23 protein-coding genes and 1 pseudogene are annotated in these 22141 nt (G+C 65.9%); 15 read left to right on the forward strand and 9 right to left on the reverse strand.

Translation table 11 applies throughout. The annotated features are described in order from the left end of the window. Positions 1-270: 270 nt before the first annotated feature. The 3 genes from AS029_RS00830 to AS029_RS17470 all read right to left on the reverse strand — a co-directional run bounded on the left by AS029_RS00830 (position 271) and on the right by AS029_RS17470 (position 1269). Positions 271-654 (reverse strand): hypothetical protein, encoded by a 384-nt coding sequence (locus AS029_RS00830; protein ID WP_228375844.1) that lies wholly within the window; start codon positions 652-654, stop codon positions 271-273. Positions 655-726: 72 nt separating this feature from the next. Further along, positions 727-1068, reverse strand: coding sequence for a DUF7882 family protein (locus AS029_RS00835; protein ID WP_058230727.1), 342 nt, complete (start codon positions 1066-1068; stop codon positions 727-729). Between the two features lie 33 nt (positions 1069-1101). After that, the gene (locus AS029_RS17470; protein ID WP_167345214.1) at positions 1102-1269 is read right to left on the reverse strand and encodes a hypothetical protein; all 168 of its coding nucleotides are present in this window, start codon (positions 1267-1269) and stop codon (positions 1102-1104) included. A 155-nt stretch (positions 1270-1424) separates the two neighbouring features. On the opposite strand from AS029_RS17470, the gene AS029_RS00840 reads away from it, so the two are divergent. Further along, complete coding sequence (locus AS029_RS00840; RefSeq protein WP_082642081.1) at positions 1425-1925, forward strand: MarR family winged helix-turn-helix transcriptional regulator; 501 nt, start codon at positions 1425-1427, stop codon at positions 1923-1925. A gap of 9 nt (positions 1926-1934) precedes the next feature. On the opposite strand, the gene AS029_RS00845 is transcribed toward AS029_RS00840, so the two are convergent. The 3 genes from AS029_RS00845 to AS029_RS18100 form a co-directional block, all read right to left on the reverse strand. Beyond that, on the reverse strand, positions 1935-2291 hold the full coding sequence (locus tag AS029_RS00845) for a hypothetical protein (RefSeq protein ID WP_058230729.1): 357 nt from the start codon (positions 2289-2291) through the stop codon (positions 1935-1937). A gap of 264 nt (positions 2292-2555) precedes the next feature. Continuing rightward, entirely contained in the window at positions 2556-2840 is a 285-nt protein-coding gene (locus AS029_RS18095) for a DUF7882 family protein (RefSeq protein ID WP_058230730.1), read from the reverse strand. 604 nt (positions 2841-3444) lie between these two features. Further along, entirely contained in the window at positions 3445-3789 is a 345-nt protein-coding gene (locus AS029_RS18100; RefSeq protein WP_074615790.1) for a DUF7882 family protein, read from the reverse strand. Positions 3790-4216: 427 nt separating this feature from the next. Between AS029_RS18100 and AS029_RS00855 the strand changes: the two genes are divergently transcribed. The 6 genes from AS029_RS00855 to AS029_RS00875 all read left to right on the forward strand — a co-directional run bounded on the left by AS029_RS00855 (position 4217) and on the right by AS029_RS00875 (position 9657). Beyond that, the gene (locus tag AS029_RS00855) at positions 4217-4528 is read left to right on the forward strand and encodes a hypothetical protein (RefSeq protein ID WP_058230731.1); all 312 of its coding nucleotides are present in this window, start codon (positions 4217-4219) and stop codon (positions 4526-4528) included. Between the two features lie 59 nt (positions 4529-4587). Then, entirely contained in the window at positions 4588-4815 is a 228-nt protein-coding gene (locus AS029_RS17135) for a hypothetical protein (protein ID WP_139167979.1), read from the forward strand. A gap of 14 nt (positions 4816-4829) precedes the next feature. Further along, on the forward strand, positions 4830-5720 hold the full coding sequence (locus tag AS029_RS00860; RefSeq protein ID WP_082642122.1) for an SDR family oxidoreductase: 891 nt from the start codon (positions 4830-4832) through the stop codon (positions 5718-5720). Between the two features lie 935 nt (positions 5721-6655). Continuing rightward, entirely contained in the window at positions 6656-7255 is a 600-nt protein-coding gene (locus AS029_RS00865; protein WP_058230733.1) for a flavodoxin family protein, read from the forward strand. 499 nt (positions 7256-7754) lie between these two features. Beyond that, the gene (locus AS029_RS00870) at positions 7755-8657 is read left to right on the forward strand and encodes an ATP-grasp fold amidoligase family protein (protein ID WP_228375845.1); all 903 of its coding nucleotides are present in this window, start codon (positions 7755-7757) and stop codon (positions 8655-8657) included. A 679-nt stretch (positions 8658-9336) separates the two neighbouring features. Beyond that, a complete protein-coding gene (locus tag AS029_RS00875) occupies positions 9337-9657 on the forward strand; it encodes a hypothetical protein (RefSeq protein ID WP_139167980.1) in 321 nt (106 codons plus the stop codon). A 1287-nt stretch (positions 9658-10944) separates the two neighbouring features. Here AS029_RS00875 and AS029_RS17475 read toward each other — a convergent pair. After that, on the reverse strand, positions 10945-11109 hold the full coding sequence (locus AS029_RS17475) for a hypothetical protein (RefSeq protein WP_167345215.1): 165 nt from the start codon (positions 11107-11109) through the stop codon (positions 10945-10947). 296 nt (positions 11110-11405) lie between these two features. Between AS029_RS17475 and AS029_RS00885 the strand changes: the two genes are divergently transcribed. Both AS029_RS00885 and AS029_RS00890 read left to right on the forward strand, forming a co-directional pair. Then, a complete protein-coding gene (locus AS029_RS00885) occupies positions 11406-11648 on the forward strand; it encodes a hypothetical protein (protein WP_058230735.1) in 243 nt (80 codons plus the stop codon). 231 nt (positions 11649-11879) lie between these two features. Next, positions 11880-12656 carry a mechanosensitive ion channel family protein gene (locus AS029_RS00890; protein WP_082642123.1) on the forward strand — a complete coding sequence of 259 codons (777 nt, stop codon included), beginning with the start codon at positions 11880-11882 and terminating at the stop codon, positions 12654-12656. A 92-nt stretch (positions 12657-12748) separates the two neighbouring features. Here the strand turns inward: AS029_RS00890 and AS029_RS00895 are convergent, their stop codons facing one another. Further along, entirely contained in the window at positions 12749-13462 is a 714-nt protein-coding gene (locus tag AS029_RS00895) for a TetR/AcrR family transcriptional regulator C-terminal domain-containing protein (protein ID WP_082642082.1), read from the reverse strand. Positions 13463-13596: 134 nt separating this feature from the next. Between AS029_RS00895 and AS029_RS00900 the strand changes: the two genes are divergently transcribed. From AS029_RS00900 to AS029_RS00925, 6 genes are all read left to right on the forward strand, one after another. Next, on the forward strand, positions 13597-14274 hold the full coding sequence (locus AS029_RS00900; RefSeq protein WP_058230736.1) for a hypothetical protein: 678 nt from the start codon (positions 13597-13599) through the stop codon (positions 14272-14274). A gap of 28 nt (positions 14275-14302) precedes the next feature. Further along, a complete protein-coding gene (locus AS029_RS00905) occupies positions 14303-15112 on the forward strand; it encodes a DUF2382 domain-containing protein (protein WP_058230737.1) in 810 nt (269 codons plus the stop codon). A 268-nt stretch (positions 15113-15380) separates the two neighbouring features. Continuing rightward, on the forward strand, positions 15381-16247 hold the full coding sequence (locus tag AS029_RS00910) for an SDR family oxidoreductase (protein WP_228375846.1): 867 nt from the start codon (positions 15381-15383) through the stop codon (positions 16245-16247). Positions 16248-16737: 490 nt separating this feature from the next. Further along, positions 16738-17103, forward strand: a complete 366-nt coding sequence (locus AS029_RS00915) for a fluoride efflux transporter FluC (RefSeq protein ID WP_058231166.1) — start codon at positions 16738-16740, stop codon at positions 17101-17103. Beyond that, positions 17100-17465, forward strand: coding sequence for a fluoride efflux transporter FluC (locus tag AS029_RS00920; protein ID WP_058230739.1), 366 nt, complete (start codon positions 17100-17102; stop codon positions 17463-17465). Before AS029_RS00915 ends, AS029_RS00920 begins: the two co-directional genes overlap by 4 nt. Positions 17466-17729: 264 nt before the next feature. Further along, entirely contained in the window at positions 17730-20891 is a 3162-nt protein-coding gene (locus tag AS029_RS00925; protein ID WP_058230740.1) for an efflux RND transporter permease subunit, read from the forward strand. 490 nt (positions 20892-21381) lie between these two features. On the opposite strand, the pseudogene AS029_RS17840 reads toward AS029_RS00925, so the two are convergent. Continuing rightward, positions 21382-22008 (reverse strand): annotated as a pseudogene (locus AS029_RS17840) (DUF998 domain-containing protein); the annotation flags it as partial. Positions 22009-22141: the final 133 nt, after the last annotated feature.

A 22141-nucleotide genomic window follows, 5' to 3' on the forward strand; every position in this document is an offset into this window, starting at 1 on the left:
ACGTCAAAGTCGACGCCGCAGATGTCGTCATCGCACAGGTGGTGCGAAACCGATGGGGTTCGCACGACCTGAGGCCCGTCGACTCAATCCATCGACGGTCACGGCATCTATATAGGTTTCAGTTCCGCGCGCTATCCCTGACCGGGGTCATGTTGCGACAGGCCCTTGTTCGACTGGCAGCGAAGTTCGTGCAGGGATGTCGCCGCAATGCGGCACCCCCTGCATGACGGTCCGGTCACCGTAGAGCCCCGGAACCCATGGGGCCCCGCGCTATTCCGTGGTGGCGGCTTCGGGTTTGGAGCCCGGTTCACTTTCCGGTTCGTAATGGCCGAGGGATCGTTCCTGCATGTACGCACACAGCTCTGCCGCAATTTGCAGTTCGTGGGTAAGAGCGTTGAGCTCGAAGCTTGATAGGTCCAATGTCTCGTTGGACGGTTCGATGAGGATGTGCCAGGTGAGGTCGTCGCCGGTTTCGCGAGGTTCGATCCAGACGGTGTTGGGGGCGTTCTCGAGGGGCATCACGATGAGCCCGGTGTCTTGCCCGTCGTGACCGTCCTGTACGGCGACGCGTACCTCTTCCCCGGCTCCTCGGGCGTCAACAAATTCCGCCACCCAGTGCTCCAGGGTCTGCTTGCTGTGGAAGGGCATGGTCATCGTCCTCGGGTGATGCGGGTGGGAACGGAACGGCCCACCCCGGTTAGGGGGTGGGCCGTCTTGGGGGGAGTCTTAGGCCGCGGCGGCCAGGTGCGCGCGGTGCGCGTCTTCCTGCTGCTGCCAGGTCGCGGCGTTCAGCAGGAGGCCGGAGGACATCGCCGCCTGATCGGCGAGTTGGCGGAGGTAGCCGCCGGACAGGCGCTGCGGCTCGGCGCTGTCGTACTCGAAACGCATGGAGATCGCCGGCTGCACCCACAGGGTCGTGCGCGTGTGCTGAGCGTCGGTGTCCGTCCACGTGATCGTGAACGACTCGTTGCGGCGCAGCTTGGTCGACAGGACGACCTGCAGGTACTGCAGCAGGCGGTCATCGACGGCGATGGGCTGCGGGTCGGAGCTGTAGAAGAGCTTTCCCATGATGACTCCTAGCGGGTGAAGGTTTGGTCAGGTTCAGAAGATGAGAGAGGCGACGACGCTGACGGCGGCGGCCGAGACGACTGCGGCCGCGGCGGTCACGCCGATGTACCACCGCTGGGCAGCGGCAGCTGCGGGCGAGGGAACAAATGTTCGCCGACGCAGCCCAGAAGGCTGTGTCGCGCCGATCACGTTGCTGGTCATGGTGGCCTTCCCTCCCATCCGGATCTGGCTGTCAGCTCCGGTGAAGATCAAGCTAGCAGATATTCAGCAACGTTAGGTAACCTTGTTGAGTGTCACCGGCGTTGACCTCTATCAGACTTGATGGTCACGGCCGTAAGCTTAGGAGGTTAGGTAGAGTGCTCCGAGACATCACGAATGTGGGGAATGGGTCGATGACGGGTGAAGCAGGCAATACGTCGCCGCTGTTGGCGGCGTTGATGTTCTATAGCGAGAAACGTGATGCTGCGGCAGCGCGCGCACGTAAGCAGCTGGGCGTCAATGAGCTCGATGCCAAAGCCATGTCCTACATCGCGAAGAACCCTGGCGCCCGGCCGTCCGAGATGGCTGGTTTCCTCGGGGTCACCTCCGCTGGCGTGACCACGATGGTTGAGCGTCTCGTGCGTCGTGGCATTCTGCGCCGCGAATCCGATGAGACGGACCGCCGCGTCAACCACATCCATCTCGCGGTCGACCTCGAGAAGGAACCGTGGTCGCAACTGGCGTTGTTCGATGCCACCTGCCGGCAGATTATGGCCCAGCTGGACCCTCAGGTCGAAGCCGACTTCGCGGCCTTCCTGCGCCACACAGCGCTTGCAGCGAGCGAAGAATCGGCGCGCGTCGACCGTTCCGCCGCCTAACTGCTGACGCTACAGGTGCACGTCGGCCGCGAGTTGGGCCATGTGCGCAACGGATTTGCGTAGAAGGAACGCGCATAGGTCCGCCGCAGACGACAGCTCGCGGCACAGGTCGTAGACCGACTCGGGGGACAACTCCGTCACCTCGGGTTGTGCCTCGAACGTGACGCGCCAGTCCGGAACCCCCACCGCGATCGGCGCGAGGTAGACGGATGTCGTGGCGTTCGTGAGGGGGAAAATCACCAGACCGCTATCGATGCCGTCAACGGGTTCCTGGTCCGCAACGAACGCGACCCCGCCGCCGGCGGCTCCGCTCGCGGCAAACTCCTCGAGCCACGCCTCCAACAGGTCTTTACTGCGAAACGGCACCTGCTGATCCTCACATCTTTCTGGCGAACGGTTCTCGCCAGCTGAATCGTACGTCACCCTGGACTCAGGCCAGGAATGCTTTAACGCCGCCTGCGGCCGGCAGTTGCGTCCTACCGCGGTCTCGTTGGTACGGGCGAAACGCGCCCTTGTCATGTAGACGTCGCGACGCGGCTGATCGTCACGTGGTGGGACGATATTTCCGCGGTCTGTCGGCGTTCACCTCAGGTGCTGAGGCGCAGCGCGAACTGCACTGGACGGGGCCGGTTAGGTTGTGGAGCGGAGGGTGAGCCCGTCGGGTGAGCTGGCTTGGGTCATCAGTTCCTCCACCAGGTTGCGGTCGATGGACGGTTGCCGCCCGCCGAAGAACTGTATGACGAGGGGGCTGGCCGGATGCAGCCACACACTTCGCTGTCCTCTATCGCTCTGGGGGAGTTGAAGCATGAACGATTCGCCACGGCGGAACTTGTTCATGATGACCAGGCGCAGGTGCGATAACAGCCGGTCCTCGATGTCGAACGAGCTGGTCTCCGAGACAATTAACCGGCCCAAGAAGACTCCCGTCGGGCGCTGAGCTCACGCGTGAGCAGGGGGTGGATGCGGGGGAGGAGTCCGAATGGTCCCCCTCCCCACGCTGCATCGATGATGCGATGGGTGGATACCGGACCACAGCAGTCTTGACATCGCGTACTTGCACCCGGACAGGTCACGGAACCACAACACCTCGCGCTGCTGGTACCGCCTGAACTGCACCGTTATTGCGCTACAGGGGCACTCGGGCGGGAGCGTGGGGATCGTAGCTGCATAGCGGTGTCAAGGCGCGAAGCCGATCGAGTGTGCGTCGTTACGGTCACAGCAACCGGTGGGTGGTTGTAAGGGGCTACCCACCGGCCCCTCGCTCAATGAATCGAGTTGATTGTGGGGGTCGGATACTGATGCCCCCACCGCCAGAAAGGGGGGCTGTCAGGGCCTGACGGTGGGGGCTATCCGACGGTAGAGCACCCATTTCTGAAAAGGGTGACATCGGTAAACCCGTTGTGCAAGGAGCCGCCATGTGCAGTCACGCCCGCGGCTCTGGCAGCCCCAGACATGCGCCGACGCGGCTGCGGTTCATCACCATGGCCGCGTTCAACACGCCTGACCCCCTCTACAGGGACTACTCGAGTGATAGGGCCCCGGGCGTCGACCCTGAATGTTGCGTGCGCGGGTCGGGTTCCGGGCAGACGTAGAGGCCGCGGGAGGAGTTGGCGTTGTAGGTAAGAGCGTGTAGCCATGCAGGGTTGATTTGTGGCGTGCGTCCGCCGTGATACTTGAACACCAAGGAGGAGTGCGCGTGGATATACACGGTGGTGCGCCCGCCACCGGTGCTCAGGTCGTCTTTCCACGTGAAAGGGAAAGATTCGCCTCGTCGTGTCTTGGCGAGGATTACTGCTTGCAGGTGCGCGAGGAGTCGGTCCTCGAAGTCTGCTTTGATCTGTCCGTCATACGTGAATTTGCCCATGGGGGAACCGTCTTAAATGCCGACGGGACGAAGTGTCGCACTCTGTGAGCGAGAGCTGATGACGACGCCCCGCCCCTGCCGACGGATCGCTTTCACTATCCCGCGGCCTCCCCCCGGCATCACCTGCTTGCCATAAAGCGGTGTTCATGCAGGATGCGCTTCCCGGCCCACCCGCTGCGCGATGGGCTAATCCTCGGGGTGCCGTGTGTGTTGGGGCGCCGTGCCGACGTGCTTATGCGGTTGGCGCAGCTGCAGCATGAGGCGTGCTGGGCGGGTGGCTGTTGAGGAGCTTACCCCGGCAGCCACGGTTCGGTCCTTCGCTGCTTTCATCTTCACGATCGGTGACACCCGAGGCGTCGACGACACATGCATGCGAACAGCGCAACCCGGAGCCCGCTTCTGCGGAGCGGAAGCTACCTTCACCGGCATGTCTCACGCGATCCATCGGCTGTGTCTCTCGGTCGCCGATGCGACTTATCCGCTTGCCCCCACGGAACACGTCGACGAGCTGAAGGCCGCCATCAGGGGCGCCGTCCGCTCCGGAGGTGACTTTGTCGACGTCACTTTGGATTCCGGCTGCCACCTCAGCTTCTTCGCCACAATCACATCGGTCATCACGATCACGGTCGAGACGGTAGGTCTGGATACCGGCACCGCTGACGGCGAGGGAGCTGCCGATGACTGGGCGCCTGCTTCGTTCGGCACGTACGACAGCGACACACCCTGGGACGTGATCTGAACCTAGAAGATATGGGTTGGAAAGAGTGGGCCCGTCTTCCGGTGACGGTCCATCGATGAGTGAAGGTCGAGCGTTCCGAGTCGCTGGTGCGCACCCCGGCCGACGTCTCCCAGCGCCCGATCCAGCGGCGATGGGGCGAGCGGTTGTTGACGACCTCGACTGTTTCTGTGGTGGCGAGCCGTGAGCGCTTGGCTGGTCGCTTCAAGACAATCCATCGCGCTGACGTCTTCCTCTTCGGGAGCGATGTCGGTTCCGTGCAATGGGGTGGGGCACTTCTTTATCCGTGATTACCGTCGGTTCCATGGCTGACATGTACACCGCCCAGGACCCGACCACTCAGTACCCCCGGCCGCCGTTCCCGCCTCAGCAGCAGGACGGTCCGGGCGATATCCACAAGATGGACCCCGCACCCGATCACGGCGAGAAGACCTACATCGGCAAGGGGCGCCTTCCCGGTCGGAAAGCGTTGGTGACCGGCGGCGACTCCGGCATCGGACGTGCCGTGGCGATCGCGTACGCCCGCGAAGGTGCCGACGTCGCCATCAGTTATCTCGAGGAGGAGCAGGCGCAAGCTGAAGAGGTCGCCGAGCTCATTCGCGCGGAGGGACGTATGGCAGTTTTGCTGCCCGGGGATCTTCAGATCGAGCAGACCAACACGGCGGTGGTGGAAAAGGCCGTCGCCGAGCTCGGCGGACTGGACATCCTGGTCATCAACGCCGGCACGATGCCGACCGTCGACAGCATCGACGATTTCGAGACGAAGACCTTGGACCACGTGGTTCAGGCGAACATCTATCCGCTGTTCTGGTTGACCAAGGCGGCCTCCCCGCACCTTCAGCCGGGAGCGGCGATCATCACCACCTCCAGCGTGCAGGGTTTCCAGCCTTCGCCCTCTCTCGCGGAGTACGCCGTGTCGAAGGCGGGCATTGCGAACTGGACGCGCGCCCTGTCCCAGCAGCTCATCGAGAGGGGCATCCGCGTGAACGGTGTTGCGCCCGGCCCGATTTGGACTCCGTTGCAGCCCTCTTTCGTCCCTAACGAGAAGATCGAGGAGTTCGGCTCACAAACCCCGATGGGTCGCGCTGGGCAGCCGGTCGAACTGGCACCTGCTTATGTTTTCCTCGCCTCGCAGGAATCCAGCTACGTCGTCGGTGAGACCATCGCAGTCACCGGGGGGATGCCCGTCCACTAACGGATTCGTGACCGCACCACTTCTTTCGGGCTGACGCCGCAGGACGCGAGTCCGTCTGATTCACGCGGTCGATCAGAGCTACCGCGCTGTTGCCGCTGGGCGGCGACGGGCGACGCCGTTTGAGACGTCCCGCGTACTCGTGCACCTGTCCTGGGCCCGGTCGGGTCAGTGCGAGGCGTGGGCGTCTGGCGGGGCAGCGTTGGGTGATGTCCTGGGTACACGCGTGGCTGGCACGTACCCCCCGAACGCGTGAACAAGCCACGACTGAGCTTCGGGGCGCCATACCAAGGTGATCAGTGCCGCCACGCTCACCACATCATCCCCCCGGAGGCGGAATGCGCTCGAGAGGTCAGAGAGAATCTTCACGTACGCCACATCGCGGGTAGTTCCCTCCCCCACGGCCTGGGTCCCTAGCCCCCAGTTGCCTAGTTCTGCGAGCCTGCCGCGCACCGCGCCGAAGTCGCCCCATGCGGTGGCGGATTCAGGCGTGATCAGCCGCGATAAGTGATCTGCCGCCGCAGGTCCGCTCAGCACCAGGCTGAGAAACGTCGTCGCAACCGCGAGGGGATCAGTGGACGCTAAACCGTCTATCCCCCGCTCACCTCCGCCAGCCGCCGAAAATCCCACGTGGTCTTTCATAGGCCTCCATCCGTCATCAACGGCCTCCGTCAGCATCGACGTATCCATCAAACCTAACGATGCACAGATCCACGCCGACCCGCGAGCCGGCGATGACACAGCGGTCGTTGCGTCCAGCTGGGACGGAACCCGCAGGTGCACCGGTCGAATCGATGCCGCGGTTCCCGTGAAGGGCAACAACTGAGGCATCGGGCACAGTCGTCAGCGCAGTGCACCTTCGCGGTGGCAAGGGGGCGGCGGGGAGTGAAGCCTCGTCGTACCGTGGGCTCCCGCACCGCCGTCTAAGGAGATTCGACATGGTCACCGCTGTTGCCTTGAACTGCACCCTGAAAGCTGGCCCCGCGCCCTCCAGCACCGCCAAGATTCTCACCGAAGTGGCCGCCCAACTACAGAGCCACGGCGTCGCCACAGAGATCATTCGCGTAGTGGACTACGACGTTCGTCCCGGGGTGGAGAAAGACATGGGGGAGGGGGATCAGTGGCCCGTGTTGCGAGAGAAGCTGTTGGCGGCGGACATCCTCGTCTTCGGAACACCCACATGGATGGGGCACCTGTCGTCGGTTGCTGCGCGAGTGTTGGAACGCCTGGACGCTGAGCTCAGCGAAACAGACGACCAAAACCGCCCCATCCTGTTCGGCAAAGTGGCCGTCGCCGCGATCATCGGCAACGAAGATGGTGCCCACAAGATCAGCGCCGACCTCTTCCAAGCTCTGAACGATGTGGGCTACTCCATCCCCGCCCAAGGAGTGACCTACTGGAACGGAGAGGCCATGCACAGCACCGACTACAACGACCTCGACGACACTCCCGGACAGACAGCGGCGACGAACGCGACAGTCGCCGCGAACGCTGCGCACCTTGCGCGACTCCTGCAGGCGGACAACTTCCCGGCCTGACACGGCTGCGTTCCCACCCGCACAACCAGGAGAACACCGCAACACGTGCGCGATCCCTGCAACAGGAATCATCTCTGCCCGGGCGGCGCTCCAAGAAAAGGGCCCAGACGCGAGGCGTCAAAATCCGCGGCCAGGCGTTCGCCGACTTGTACGCGTCTTCCACGGTCGTCGATATCGCGGCCGCGGTCGCTCCGCGAAACGATGACGGCACTTCGGTGCCTACCGCCTTCCCTGCCTGTCCCATACCCGCGTGCGAAGCTGAACACATGATCGAGATGAGGCGGACCCCGCCTGCGCCCACTCTCGCGGAGTCGAAACAACGGACCCACACCGACCGATCTCGCGCCCAGCACGCGACCCTCTCCCATACACGCCGGCTCGCCGAAACGTGGACTGAGGCGGCCGCAGTAGTCCAACGCCCCGTTGGACTACTGCCCGATGGAGCGGCGATGGGGCGAGCAGTTGCTGACGACCTCGACTGTTCCTGTGGTGGCGAGCCGTGAGCCCTTCACGACGTCGCATCCGGTGGCGTGAGCGCAGTCGCATCGTGCGGCTGCTGAGGCTGTGGCGTACACGTCGTCCCACCACCTTCCGCGACAAGGTGCGCTACAAGATGCTGAGAGATCGTCGCGACCTCATTGTCACCTTCGCTGACAAAGCTGCCGTGCGCGAACATGTCGCCTCCGTCATTGGAGACCGCTACCTACCGCGCGCCTACGCGGTCGTCGACGACCCACAAGACCTCCGCCACCTCGAGTGGCCATCGGAGTATGTCGTCAAACCGACGCACGGCAGCGGAGCGGCAATCGTCGTATCGCCCCAGGCCCCAGCTGATGCGCAGCTCCCCGAATCACGCTGGGGATGGGTCTACCGACACGTCCGCCCAGAAGCCGCCGACCCCCACGACGTCATCGCCATCGCAGAGGGATGGGTGACCAAGCTCTACGGACAAGGACCCAACCGGGAATGGGTGTACGGCCAGGTGCCGCGGCGGGTCATCGTCGAAGAATTGCTCTCCGGCGCCGACGGCGCCATCCCCGACGACTACAAGTTCTTCGTCTTCCACGGCCGGTGCGCCTTCATACAGGTCGACAGCGGCAGATTCGGCCGACGCACCCAAGACTTCTACCGCCCCGACTGGGAACGCATCCCGATGAGCGGCGGCCCCCCGTGGGCCGACCCCGAACGGACCCGGCCCGCGCACCTCGACGAAATGATCCGCCTCGCAGAGAAACTCGGACAACCCACCGATTTCGTGCGCGTCGACCTCTACGACGTCGACGGGCGCATCGTGTTCGGAGAGCTCACAAGCTTCCCCGCCGGCGGCGACAGCCCTTTCGACCCCGAAGAGTTCAACGCCGAATTCGGTCGCTCCTGGAACGTGCCCCGCCGGTATCGCTAAACGCACCTTCGGAAGCAGTTGTCCGCGGACAAAGTGTCGCGCCAGGAAGGTAGCTGCATTCAATGCGAGCTTCGGTTCCGCACGGCGTAAATCCCTCGCGCCAAAAAGTTAGCGCACTGCGCTCGCTCGTTCTCGGCCTCACTGAACCGTCTCAGGTGGTCGCTCATATCGAGACGCTGAACCGCTGATTTTCGTAGCGGAGTGTCCCGGCAACCCCCGACCCCGGTGTCCCCACCAGATCGGTCGAGTGATGTGAGTCGGGCCCGAGGCGCACGTTGGGGGCACTGCCTCGGGCCTGCCCGGGCGTGAACGGTGTCACTACCCGGGGTGGGGGTGGGCGCAACTCGGATTCGCCGTCGTTGACATGCCCGCGGCCAACGTAGCGATGCCGGGTTCTGCCGCGGCCCTCTTGACAACGCAGCCCGCACCATGCGCGACATACGGCCCTGTCAATCAGAGGTGGTTCGCGCGAGCGCTATCGTGGCGGTGCGCAGCGCCGGGACGACGGGTCCGCATGTGGTCATCGAATGGTCCAACGACACGTTAGGACCATCCAAAGCTTCAGAGTGAGCGTCCGGCGGGCGCTTCAGAGTGGTGTTTGACTTGGCTTCGTTCCCGGTGACCAACACGAGCTTTTCTGCGAGTTTGCAGCATCGGATTCCTGGACGAGAAATACGACGTGCCATCCTCACTTCATGATTCATCCGAGGTCCTCGAAACACGGCTGGCGAGCATTCTCACGTCGCATATGTTGACGGAGGACCCGGAGCCGGTGCTCAGGGACCTCCGCGTAGCGGCTGGCGATAACACTGCGTTGCTCGCCCGACTGTGCGGACAGGTCGCTGGCTTCTTCATGAGCGCGAAGACCGCGGTGATGTGCTCCGCCATCGTCGAGCACATTGACGGAGCCGCGGAGTGGGCCGAGATCGGCCGGCAGCGACGTTTACTCGCGGTGGACCACGACGGGGAGTTCGAGTCGAGCCCGGAGGCGAACTTTTGAGCGCTTCCGCTGGCGAACCGGTGGAAGAATGCTTCAGCAGCACGGTGAGGGTTGCTTAGCAACCCTGTCGCCGAAGTCCGCTGACGGGTGTGTGGTCGAACTTTCCCAGTAGGAGAGGCCACTATGTCGACTCGCAACACCCTCGTCCGCAGCATGCACGATCTTGGCCTGGCTGCCTGGTTTGGCGGAACGCTGATGGGGACCGTTGGCTTGAATGGCGGAACTGCGGACGCATCTGGCCCGGCGGAACGACTTCGACTGTCGTCGGCCGGATGGGCGCGGTGGAGCCCCGTGCAGCTGACGGCGATGATCGTTCACGGGGGGGAATCGGGCTCATCCTGGGGAACAAGGCACGTCTCGCTGGGCAGTCGGAGGCGCGACACAACACTGTCTTGAAGCTGGTTGCCACTGGTGTGGCGGTTGCCGCGACTGTGCAGTCCGGACTGCTCGGTGCTCGCATTGCACGGCACGCCGAAGAGGGCGGGGACAGCGCCACGCAGCCGTCTCCCATGTCCTCTTCCGCGCTCGCCCACGCTCAGAAGCAGCAACGCATTCTGCAGTGGATTACCCCGGCCCTCACCGGGCTCTTGGTTGTGCTCGGCGCGCAGCAAGGGGAACAGCAGCGCCCCGCCGCTGGGCTCTTCCGGTCATTCCGTCGCTGAGGCGGTGCGCCGCGGGCTGTTCGTTCGCATGTCCGGCGCCGGAGGATGTTCCCGCTGCCAAGGCCACGGGTGGGGCGGTTCCCGCGATGGGTAAGAACCGGTTTGCCGCCCGATGTAAGGATTCCTGCTTGGGTGACACTGCATCAACAGGGGCCTGAGTGCTCCATGCTCCCGTTGAAGCTCGTTCCGCCGAAACCCGGCGGGCGTTCTAACCGACGGGGAGGAGAGTGCGCCGCATTGGGGGTGGCGCACTCTCCACTTGAAACTTTTCGAGGTCGCCACGAAGTGCGGTGGTGTCTATGCACACAGTCGCGCTCGACACAAGCGGCAGTCACGATGTCCGCCATTTGGGGGACAGTGGCTAACGTCGTGAAGTCCCCACCGTCAGCACTTCGCAAGCCCCCTTACTGGCGGTGGGGCAACACGCACCAGCTACCTCGAGCGGACTCCCGCCAATCCGGTCAAAGATCCCAGCTTGTTGCCGTCGGTCAGCCTCGCGGCTTGAACGAGTCATGGTGGCGATGTGCACGGTGGTGACGTTTCGGATGCCGACCGTTGGGGCGAACATGTTCGGTTACGCGGGGATCTCTTTGCGAGCGAGCATTGGGCACCAGAACGCCCCTCTTCATTCGGTGAAGACAGCGGTGGTGCTCGAGCGCCATACGTCGGTGCCATCGCCGACGGCCCACGCCACGGTCAGAGGTGTCGTAGGGGGTGAGAGCTCGACGCTGCTGAGGTCGGTGGGGGCCGTGTCGCGTGCCACTTCGGGGTCGGAAGCAGGGTTGACCACGCGTACCGGCTCTCACCCGTGGGCGGGATGCCGGCGTCGTCAATGCGCGCACCCTGCGGGGCGGAATGCACAATCCACGCATCTGCTGATCGATCATGCACCCCGTCACCCACACCGACCCCTCCACGGGAGCGGGCGCCGCAACAACCTGTTCACCCGTGCCGAGGTAATCGACCGCCTCATCGGCGCGAACGATGCTGAATACTCCTGTCTCGGCGAACTGCTGTTCTGAGCCGGCCAGCGCCTGCGCGCCCGGGGTGAGAAGCGCGAAAGCATCCGCGTACTTTTCCGATTGAATGGCCGTCAACTACTCCGTGATCACGGTGACGGCCTCATCCGTCTGGACGGTGAAGGGCGTCGTGGATGGCATCTCCGGCGATGTCGCGACAGCCGCCGGCGTCGACGAGCCCATGGGGGTGGCGGGTTCTGTGGGGGCGACCACGCTTGTACAGCCAACGAGGTTCGCAGCCACGGTGACCGTGGTCATCAATGCCGGGAACGTTCGACTGGTCCCGTGCGGGCTCATCCGCTCACGGTAGGCACGCGGCATCCCGCCGGTACCCCCAATTGCCAGCCTCCTGCGTTGTGTAGACACTGCACGACTACGGGAGCGGATTGTCGGGGTAATGGGGTGGGAGATCGCGGATACCACAGTTGATTCGCGGACGCACGCCTCGGGACAACATGTGAGACGGCTGGGAGGCTTACAGCGTTACGGCCGCCCGGGTCGTCCCCCCACAGGCGCGAAGCGTCGAAGAAAAGGAATGCTCATGAATTTCCCTGCTGTACTTCAGAACGGTCTGGCGGCAGTCGTCACGTTCGTTCCCCTCGCCTTGTTGTTCCTGCTCATCCTGGTCGTCGGCCTCATTGTCGCGAAGCTGATCTCGAAGGGCTTGGAGAAGCTGCTTGAGAAGGTCGGCTTTGACCGTCTCGTCGAGCGCGGCGGCATCAAGAAAGCCCTGGCCAAGTCGAAGCTCGACGCGTCCGACATCGTGGCGAAGATCGTCTACTACGCGCTGGTGCTGTTCGTGCTGCAGTTCGCCTTCGGCGTCTTCGGCCCTAACCCCGTGAGCGACCTGCTCGAGGGCATTATCGCGTTCCTGCCGAAGATCATCGTTGCCATCATCATCGTTGTCATTGCTTCGGCGATCGCTGCCGGCGCGAAGGGCCTCATCCAGAACACCCTCAGCGGACTGTCGTACGGCAAGATCCTGGGGAACATCGTTGCGATCTTCATCCTGTTCCTCGGCGTGACCGCGGCCCTCAACCAGATCGAGGTCGCCACCACCGTCACCACCCCGATCCTGATCGCAGTGTTGGCCATCATCGCGGGCGTCATCATCGTCGGTGCCGGCGGCGGCCTCATCAAGCCCATGCAGCAGCGCTGGGAGGCCCTGCTCAGCAAGGCGGAGGAAGAGGCCCCGAAGATCCAGCAAGAAGTGAGCGGTGCGCCCTCGGTCACCGAGCAGGCCGAGAAGGCCGTGCGTCGGGTTCAGGACGAGACCCGCACGCAGCCGCAGCGTCCCCCGCTGCCCCCGCAGGTCTAACCACCGCACCTCTCGCGGGCTGGTACCGGAAGTCACGCCGGGCCAGCCCGTGAGTTGTTTCACCGCCCTATCGCGAGCGGTGGCGGTACTACTTACTGCGACAGCGTCCGGTCAAGGCGTTCGAGAAGCGATTCGAGGGACACCTCGAACTCTTCCTCGGCACGGTCCTCGCTCAACAGCGGCTGAAGCTTGCAAACGGTGGGGGCGTCATCGAGCGTGGCGTTGCCATCGCCCGCGGGGATGTCGGCGTTGCCCTCATCAAGGGGCTCTTCGGCGGGTGCCGTCTCGGCGCCGCGGACGGCGGATTCGAGGAGGAGTTGTCCGAGGAGGAAGCTACTGAACGCACGGTAAGTGTTCACGGCCTGGGCCTCGGTAAACCCCTGGTCGACGAGAGATGCGAGGAAGATCTCGACCACCTCGACGCTGCGCAGCGGCGGCCGCAGCCACGGAGCAGCTGGGTGACGCGTGGCGACGAGCGGGAATGCCCGCGGATGCTCCACCGCGATGCGCCGCACCTCGTGCGCGGAGATCTGCAGAAAGCTTTGCCATTGCTCACCGGACGCGTCTTTGAGGCTTGCCACCAGGTCCTGCATGAGGAGGCTGACGACACCTTCCAGCAGATCTTCCTTGCCGTTGACGTACCGGTACAAGGACATGGCCTCGACGTCGAGTTCCTGCGCAAGCGTCCGCATGGACAGCCGGGAGGCCCCCACGCGATCGATCTGTGCGAGAGCGGTGGCAATGATGCCGTCGCGACTCAGCTTCCGCGTGCTCGTTCGCGATGTCTTCTGCATCTCCTGAGCCATCAGATCCACCCCCGAATGGTCCAGTCTCGCATCTGTCGGAGGCCTGTAGTTTGCGGCGGGCAGAGTGTACGCACGGCTTACGCCGTAAGCAACCCTGTCGGCGAGACGGCAACGACGCTCCTACCGTCGCCGCCATGGTCCCCCCAAACAGCAACGAAGAAGCCCCGCGAAACCGACACCAGCCGGGCGCAGCCCGCTTCGACAGCTCCTCCTCGAGCGCCGCCGTTCCTATCGACTCCGAGCACACCCTGCGTCATGATGTGGTCTCACGTGAGAAAGAGGAGTTTGGCGGGTTCAAATTCGGGTCCGCGTTCTTCGGCTGGCTGACCGCCACGGGACTTACCGTTCTCCTGACCGCTCTTGCGGCCGCCGTAGGGGCGGCGATCGGGTTGAGCCAGTCGGGCTCCGTCGAGAACGCCGCGGACGCAGCGGAACAGAACGCCGACAGCGTCGGCATCGTGGGCGTCATCGTCATCGCCATCGTGCTCCTAGTGTCGTACTACGCCGGCGGATACGTCGCCGGCCGCATGGCGCGCTTCAGCGGCGCCAAACAAGGCATCGCCGTCTGGATCTGGGCCATCGCCATCGCCGTCATCATCGGCATCGTCACCGCCATCGCGGGCAGCCAGTGGGACATCCTCGGCACCCTCAACAGCTTCCCCCGCATCCCCGTCACACCCGAAACCGCCACGACGACCGGCATCCTGACCGCGCTCGGCGCCGCCATCATCACCCTGCTCGGCGCCGTTCTCGGCGGGCTCGCCGGCATGCGCTACCACCGCCGCGTCGACCGCGCCGGTCTCGGCCGCTAACCCACCCCCCACCCCTGGAAGGAACATCATGATCAGCGAGAACAACATCGCCGCCCTCATCGGCACAGACGTCTACGGCACCGACGACTCCAAGATCGGCACCGTCGGCGAGATCTACGTCGACCCCGACACCGGCCGCCCCACCTGGGCCACCGTCAAGACCGGGTTCTTCGGAACCTCCGAGTCGTTCGTCCCGCTCAACAAGGCCGAGGACACCGGCGGGTCGCTCCGTGTGCCCTACTCAAAGGGAGAGGTCAAGGACGCACCCCGCATCGAGTCCGGCCGAGAACTGAGCGAGGCCGAAGAGGACGAGCTGTACCGCCACTACGACGGCGCATTCGACCTCGACCACAGCACCAACGACACCCGTACGGCCCCCGACGTCGATGAGACGGCGTCCAACACCGGCGGCGCCTTCGAATCGGAAGGACGCGATACGTCCGGCCCGACGACGGACGACGCGATGACCAGGTCGGAAGAGAAACTGCGTGTCGGCACCGAGCGGGTGCAAACGGGACGCGCGCGCCTGCGCAAGTACGTCGTGACCGAGCACGAGACGGTCACCGTCCCCGTCACCCGGGAAGAGGTCCGGCTCGAGCGCGAGCCCATCACCGACGGCAACGTCGACAGTGCGCTCGACGGACCCGACATCAGCGAAGAAGAGCATGAGGTGGTTCTCACCGAGGAACGCCCCGTCGTTGAAAAGGAGACGGTCCCGGTCGAGCGCGTGCGCCTCGGAACCGAGACCGTCGAGGACACTCGAACCGTCGACGCCGACATCCGCAAGGAGGAGATCGAGCTCGACGGCGACCCGGTCCGAGACACCGACCGCGCGTAGCAGGATCGAGGGCCGTCCCTGGCTGCGTGAGCATGCTCAGGGGCGGCCCTTCTTCGTGGCCCGAAAGTCGCGAGACAGCGACTACGGCAATGAGGCCTAACGCCTCGCCGTTCTCGGCGTCTGCGTTACCTGACAGCGCGCAAAGCCTTGCCGCGAAATTCGGGTCAACCCCCACGGCCAGGCTGCTAACGACTCCTACTTTCTGAAGAGTCTGGATGAACGGAGTCTTGAGATGCCGGAAGCACCCGTCGCAAGAAACGCGCAGGCCATGACCGACGAAGAGGGCGGCATGGCAGAGCAGCAGCAAGCTGCTCCTGGCCTGACCGATCGCATGAGACCTGTGCCTGACCACGGTGAATCGTCCTGGGTAGGGCGTGGGCGACTGGATGGTCTAAAGGCGCTGATTACCGGCGGAGATTCCGGAATTGGACGGGCAGTCGCCATCGCGTACGCCCGCGAGGGCGCCGATGTGGCCATCAACTACCTCGCCGAAGAGGAAGAGGACGCACAGCAAACCGTCGAGTGGATCAACACGGCCGGACGACGAGCCGTCGCACTGCCTGGAGATCTGCGAGATGAGCAGACCTGCCGGGACGTCGTGGCACGTGCCGCGGACCAGCTCGGCGGTTTGAATATCGTCGTCAACAACGCTGGCTACCACTGGGCGCGCGGTGAATCAGGACTCGGGGGCCTAACCACGGAGCACCTGGAACGCACGGTGCACACCAACCTCTACGCGACGCTATGGGTCAGCCAAGCCGCGCTCCAGTACCTCGGCCGCGGCGACAGCATCATCATCACCAGTTCCGTGCAGGCATACGACCCGTCGGTGTCGATGATCGACTACGCCGCAACGAAAGCCGCGCTGAACAACCTGACGGGCAGCCTCGCCCAAGACCTCGGCGCACGAGGTATCCGTGTCAACGCCGTCGCCCCGGGCCCAATCTGGACCCCCCTCGGCCCGGCCACCAAAGAGCCGCAAGCCGTTGCCAACATGGGACGAGACACCCCGCTCGGCAGAATCGGCCAGCCGGCCGAGCTGGCGGGCGCATACGTCTTTCTCGCGTCGCCCGCCGAGGCCAGCTACGTCAGCGGCACGATTCTCGGCGTCACAGGCGGCACACCGACCTTCTAGGCACCTCACGCTTCTGTGCGGTAACCGTGGGGTCCTCTGCCTCCGCCAAATGCCACTCGGCGCGGGCGACGAGTTCGTCGAAGGTCGTCACTTCACGCGGTCCGCGAGCGCCCTCCCGTAGCTACGGTCAATTCGGCCTGAGAGCTATGCCTCCCGTGTCGCTCGGGGATGGTGCAAAACCGATCGGTTTTGCACCAACTCCGCCCAACCCGGCGAACAGTCGGGGAGGCGCGGAAAGCAGCGGGTCGCCGCGGTGTAAAACCCCCGTGCGAAACAAAAGCTCGCGCGAAATGGGGCAGCACCCCTTTCGCATCACGTCCCTGTGCCGCTCCGATGATTGGCGGGAACGGCGCATGACGTGGAATGGCGCACGACGACCGCGATCGTCCTTACGTCCGCGGGGCCATCCCCGAAAGCCGTTCGGCGACGGACGCCGAGCTCGACGCGACAGCCCGACGTGAACCACCGGGCGTAGGGTGGCGCGGTGAGCATGTGGCGCGACGTCGTCTTCGTCGGCGTGGGTGGCGCCATCGGCACCGCGCTGCGTGCCGGCCTCACCCTCGCGGTCGGCGACGGGCTCGGTTCCGCCCTCGTACCGCTCATCAACATCGTCGGCGCGTTCCTCATCGGCATCCTGTTCGGGTGGAGATCCCGGATGCCGGCATCCTCGCGAGCCCAGCGTGCGCAACTGTTCCTCGGCACCGGCGTGCTCGGCGGCTTCACCACCTACAGCGCGCTCGCCGTCGAGGCGGCGGGTCCGGGGCTGTTGTGGTGGGGCATCGGCTCCGTGGTGCTCGGCACCGGGGCGGCGTGGGGCGGGCTGCTGCTCGGCCGCGGCGGAAGGACGCAGCGGTGACGCCTCTGGTGTTCGCGGCGGTGGCCGTCGCGGGCGGCGTCGGCGCAGCCCTGCGTTTCCTGCTCGATACGGCCGTCCGGCGGGCGACCGGTGAGCGGTTCCCGTGGGGCATCCTCGTGGTGAACCTCACGGGGGCGTTCGCGCTCGGCATCCTGAGCGGGCTTCCGGCCGACGAGGCGTGGCGATGGATCGTCGGCACGGGCCTGCTGGGCGGGTACACCACGTTCAGCGCGGTCGCGGTGACGACGGTGCTGCTGGCCGAGGAGGGGCGCAGTCGCGCGGCGACGGCCTACGCCCTCGTCTCGTTCGTCGGATCGGTGGTCGCGGCGGCGGCGGGGCTCGCGCTGGGGTCGCTGTTCTGAAGGCGTCGGACGGGGAGGGCTGAGCCTGTCGCAGCCTCTCGGGGCGTGTGGGTCCGGTCCCTTCGACGGGCTCAGGGACCTCGGGGCCGCTCAGGGACCTCGGGTGCGGCTCGGGGGTCTCGGGGGTGGTTCGAGGAACGCGGTGCGGGCGGAGGGGGCTGAGCCTGTCGAAGCCGCCGGTGCTCCCGGCCCGCTCCCCGACGCGCGTGGGATACTGGGCTCGATACATCTCTGTATCCAATCTCGACCCCCGAAGGGTGCTTCGTGTCGTACCTGGCCGTTCTGAGCCTGAAGAACCGTGCCCTCATCGCCCTGGTCACCATCGTGGCGGCGATCTTCGGCGGACTCGCGCTCACCAGCCTCAAGCAGGAGCTGATCCCGTCGATCGAGTTCCCGCAGCTCGCCGTCGTCACGAGCTACCCGGGCGCGTCGCCCGAGGTCGTCGAGGCCGACGTCTCCACGCCCATCGAGAGCGCCATCCGCGGCGTCGAAGGGCTCGAATCGACCACGGCCACCAGCACGACGAACTCCTCGATCGTCTCGGCGTCGTTCACATACGGCACCGACCTCGCCGCGGCGCAGCAGAAGATCCTCGCCGCGATCGCGCGCATCGACGACCAACTGCCCGAATCGGCCGACACCACCGTCGCCTCGGCGAGCATCGACGACTTCCCCGTCATCCAGCTCGCCGTCACCGGCTTCACCGACGCCCAGGCCACCCAGGCGGTGCTGCAGACCAGCGTCATCCCCGACCTCGAAGACGTCGACGGCGTCAACGGCGCCCAGATCGTCGGCGGCGCCGGGCAGCGCGTCACCATCACCCCCGACTCCACGAAGCTCGGCGAACGCGGCTTCGGTCAGCAGGCGATCACCGATGCCCTGGATGCCAACGGCATCCTGTTCCCGGGCGGCTCGCTGACCGAGGGCGATCAGACCCTCACCGTGCAGACGGGCGCGAAGCTCACCAGCGTCGACGAGATCGCGGCGCTGCCGCTCGTGCCCACCGACGCCGCGCAGTTCCAGGCCGGTCAGACGACGATCGGCGACGTGGCCGCCGTCGAGCTGCAGTCCGACCCGGTCACGACCCTCTCTCGCGTCGACGGGGAGCCGGCCCTGACGATCGCCGTCACCAAGCTGCCCGCCGCCAACACGGTCGACGTCTCACGCGGTGTTCTCGCGGTGCTCCCCGACCTCGAGACGGCGCTCGGACAGGGTGCCACCTTCACGGTCGTCTTCGATCAGGCGCCGTTCGTGCAGCAGTCGATCGACGCCCTCGCGCAGGAGGGACTGCTCGGTCTCGTCTTCGCCGTCGTCATCATCCTGGTGTTCCTGATGTCGGTGCGCTCGACGCTGGTGACGGCCATCTCGATCCCTACCAGCGTGCTCATCACCTTCGTCGGGCTCCAGGCCTTCGGCTACTCGCTCAACATCCTCACCCTCGGTGCACTCACGATCGCGATCGGACGCGTCGTCGACGACTCCATCGTCGTGATCGAGAACATCAAGCGGCACTACGTCGGCGATGCCGAGAAGATCCCCACGATCATCCGGGCCGTGCGCGAGGTGGCGGCCGCCATCACGGCATCCACGATCACCTCCGTGGCGGTGTTCCTGCCGATCGCGTTCGTGGGAGACGTGACCGGCGAGCTCTTCCGGCCGTTCTCGTTGACGGTGACGATCGCGATGGCGGCGTCGCTGCTGGTGTCGTTGACGATCGTGCCGGTGCTGGCGTCGTGGTTCCTCCGGCCCGGAAAGGTGATCCGGGATGCCGAGGGCGACCCCATCGACCCGGAAGCCGCCGACGCCCCGCCCACCCGCCTGCAGAAGGCCTACGTGCCGGTGCTGAGCTGGACGCTGCGGCACTCGTGGGTGACCCTGACCCTCGCCGTGCTCGTGCTCGGCGGCACGTTGGCGTCGGTGCCGCTGCTGAAGACCGACTTCCTCGGCGACTCCGGCCAGAACACGTTCACCGTCACCCAGAAGATCGGGGCGGCGCCGAGCCTGGATGCCGAAGACGCGGCGGCCCAGAAGGTCGAGGCCGTCCTGCTCGACACCCCCGGCGTGCAGACGGTGCAGACCTCGATCGGGTCGAGCGGCTCCGCGCTGCGCGACGCGTTCTCGGGCGGGGGCACGGGCATCACGTACTCGATCACCTCCGAGTCCGGCGCCGACCAGGTCGAGCTGCGCGAGCGCGTGCGCACCGAGCTCGAGGGGCTCACCGACGCCGGCGAGATCGAGGTGCGCGCCGCCGGCGGCGGCTTCGGTTCCACCGACATCACCGTCGACGTCACCGCCCCCGACTCGCAGGCCCTGCAGCAGGCGAACGACGCGGTCGTCGCCGGACTCCAGGGCCAGGACGGCATCGGCCAGGTCACCAGCAGCCTCTCGGCATCGCTCCCGTTCGTCTCCGTGCGCGTCGACCGTGACGCGGCCGCGGAGCGCGGGTTGTCGGAGCGGGCCGTGGGTGCTCTGGTCTCGGGGGCGCAGCAGCCGCGACAGGCCGGAACCGTCGAGATCGACGGACGCGGGGTGACGGTGTACCTCGCCACGGCGAACCCGCCGCAGACCATCGACGATCTGCGCGCACTCGAGATCCCGAGCGCGCGCGGCAACGTGCGTCTCGACGAGATCGCCACGGTCGAGCAGAGTCAGACGCCGCCCTCGATCACGACCGCGCGGGGCCTGCGCACGGCATCCATCACCGTCACCCCCACCTCCGACGACCTCGGCAGCTCCTCGGGGACCGTCGCCGACGCCCTCGCCGGAGTGCCGCTGCCCGATGGGGCGACCGCGAAGATCGGCGGCGTCGTGACCGACCAGCAGGACGCGTTCACCCAGCTCGGACTCGCGCTGCTGGCGGCCATCCTCATCGTCTACGTCGTGATGGTGGCGACCTTCAAGTCGCTGCGGCAGCCGCTCGAACTCCTCGTCTCGGTGCCGTTCGCCGCGACCGGGGCGATCGTGATGCTGCTCATCACGGGCGTGCCGCTCGGTGTCGCCGGCATGATCGGTGCGCTGATGCTCGTGGGCATCGTCGTGACGAACGCGATCGTGCTGATCGACCTCGTCAACCAGTACCGGGCACGTGGTCTCAGCGTGCACGACGCGACGATCGTGGGCGGTGCGAGACGTCTGCGGCCGATCCTCATGACCGCGCTCGCCGCGATCTTCGCGCTGGTGCCGATGGCTCTCGGCATCACCGGGCACGGGGGGTTCATCTCGCAGCCGCTCGCGGTCGTCGTGATCGGCGGGCTCGTGTCGTCGACGTTCCTGACCCTGCTCGTACTGCCGACGCTCTACAACCTCATCGAGGGAGCGAGCGAGCGGCGCCGGGCGCGTCGAGCCGCGCGCGACGCCGACGCGCACGACCAGTTCGCCGACGACGAGCACCCGGTGACCCGACGCGAGTATCGCGCGCAGCACTGATCGCCCCCGCCGGGGACGGTGCCGGCCGTGGCGTGGGCAGGCGGCGCCCATGCCCGCGCCGGGATGCCGCGGCGATCATCGTCATCCGCCGCGGCAGCGCGGGCGGCTGCAGGTCGGCGGCCATCCGTCGCGGCGGCGCGGGCGGCCGGATGCCGGCGCTTCCCGTGGCCGCGGACGACGTGCGGGAGCTGCCGCGTCTGCTCACCCGCGAGACGGAGGGGGCGGACAGGGCCCGGGCGGACGTGTTGGACCGGGCTCGGTACGCTGCGCGTGAAGCGAGTCCGTGCACAGCACCCGGGCGGGCGGTCGCGAGAGGTGCGATCGGCCGGACGGGCGCCGGGCGCGGGCGGCTCGCCGCACGCGCGACGGGGGGTCGGCGGCGTCCGATGACCAGCCGCCGACGGCCGAGGCATGCGCCGCGGTCGTCGGTGGCATCCGTTCGTCGACGGGCGGATGCGGCGGGCCGGCCGAGCGTGTGGGTCAGCATGCCGGTCCAGGCGAACATCGCCCCGCACGAGATGGTCTCGAAGAGGGCGAGGTTGATCGTGGCCGTGACGAAGAGGGTGATCGAGAGGGCGAGCCAGATCAGGGCGACCCCGGTGCTGACCGCCATGCGGCGACCGAGCCGATGCAGCATGACGGGCGCGCTGGCCAACAGCACGAGGAAACCGAGCACCATCAGCGCCGCGACCCGGTCGTGAAGGTCTTTGTCGGTGTTCAGGGGAACGAAGCCGACCAGGGCCAGGTCGATGCCGACGACGTGCAGGCAGACGCACGCGAGGGTGGCCGACCCGCGGCGGACAGCTCCCCGACCCAGGCGCAGAATGTCGCGTCGAACGAAATGCGCGAGCACGATGACCATCGCGCCGCTCACTTTGAGTGTCGTATTGAACAATGCGCTCGAAAAGTCGCCGAAGATGCCAAGCTGGCTGAAGTGGAGGTGCCACCAGAGCGGATCGCGCGTGGTGGAGATGGAGAGCAGCAGGCCGCCGAGAAGAACCGACAGCACGGCCGCACCGACGTGCAGGGAGGGGATCCCGGCCAGTCGGCGATTAAGGCCGCTGAGACGCGGCAGTGAGATGTTTCCGGGGTCGACGGAACGGAGCGCGGTGCTCATGATGGGGGAGTCTTTCCTCGGGACGGAACGGGACCCTCAGCGCGTGGGATCCTCGGCCCCCGTCGGCTTCATACGGACATTCGCCGAGAGAGCCGTGGTTCTCGGCCGCCCCGGCCACGACGGAATACCGTCT

The organism is Microbacterium enclense, from assembly GCF_001456955.1.
Lineage (GTDB): Bacteria > Actinomycetota > Actinomycetes > Actinomycetales > Microbacteriaceae > Microbacterium > Microbacterium enclense.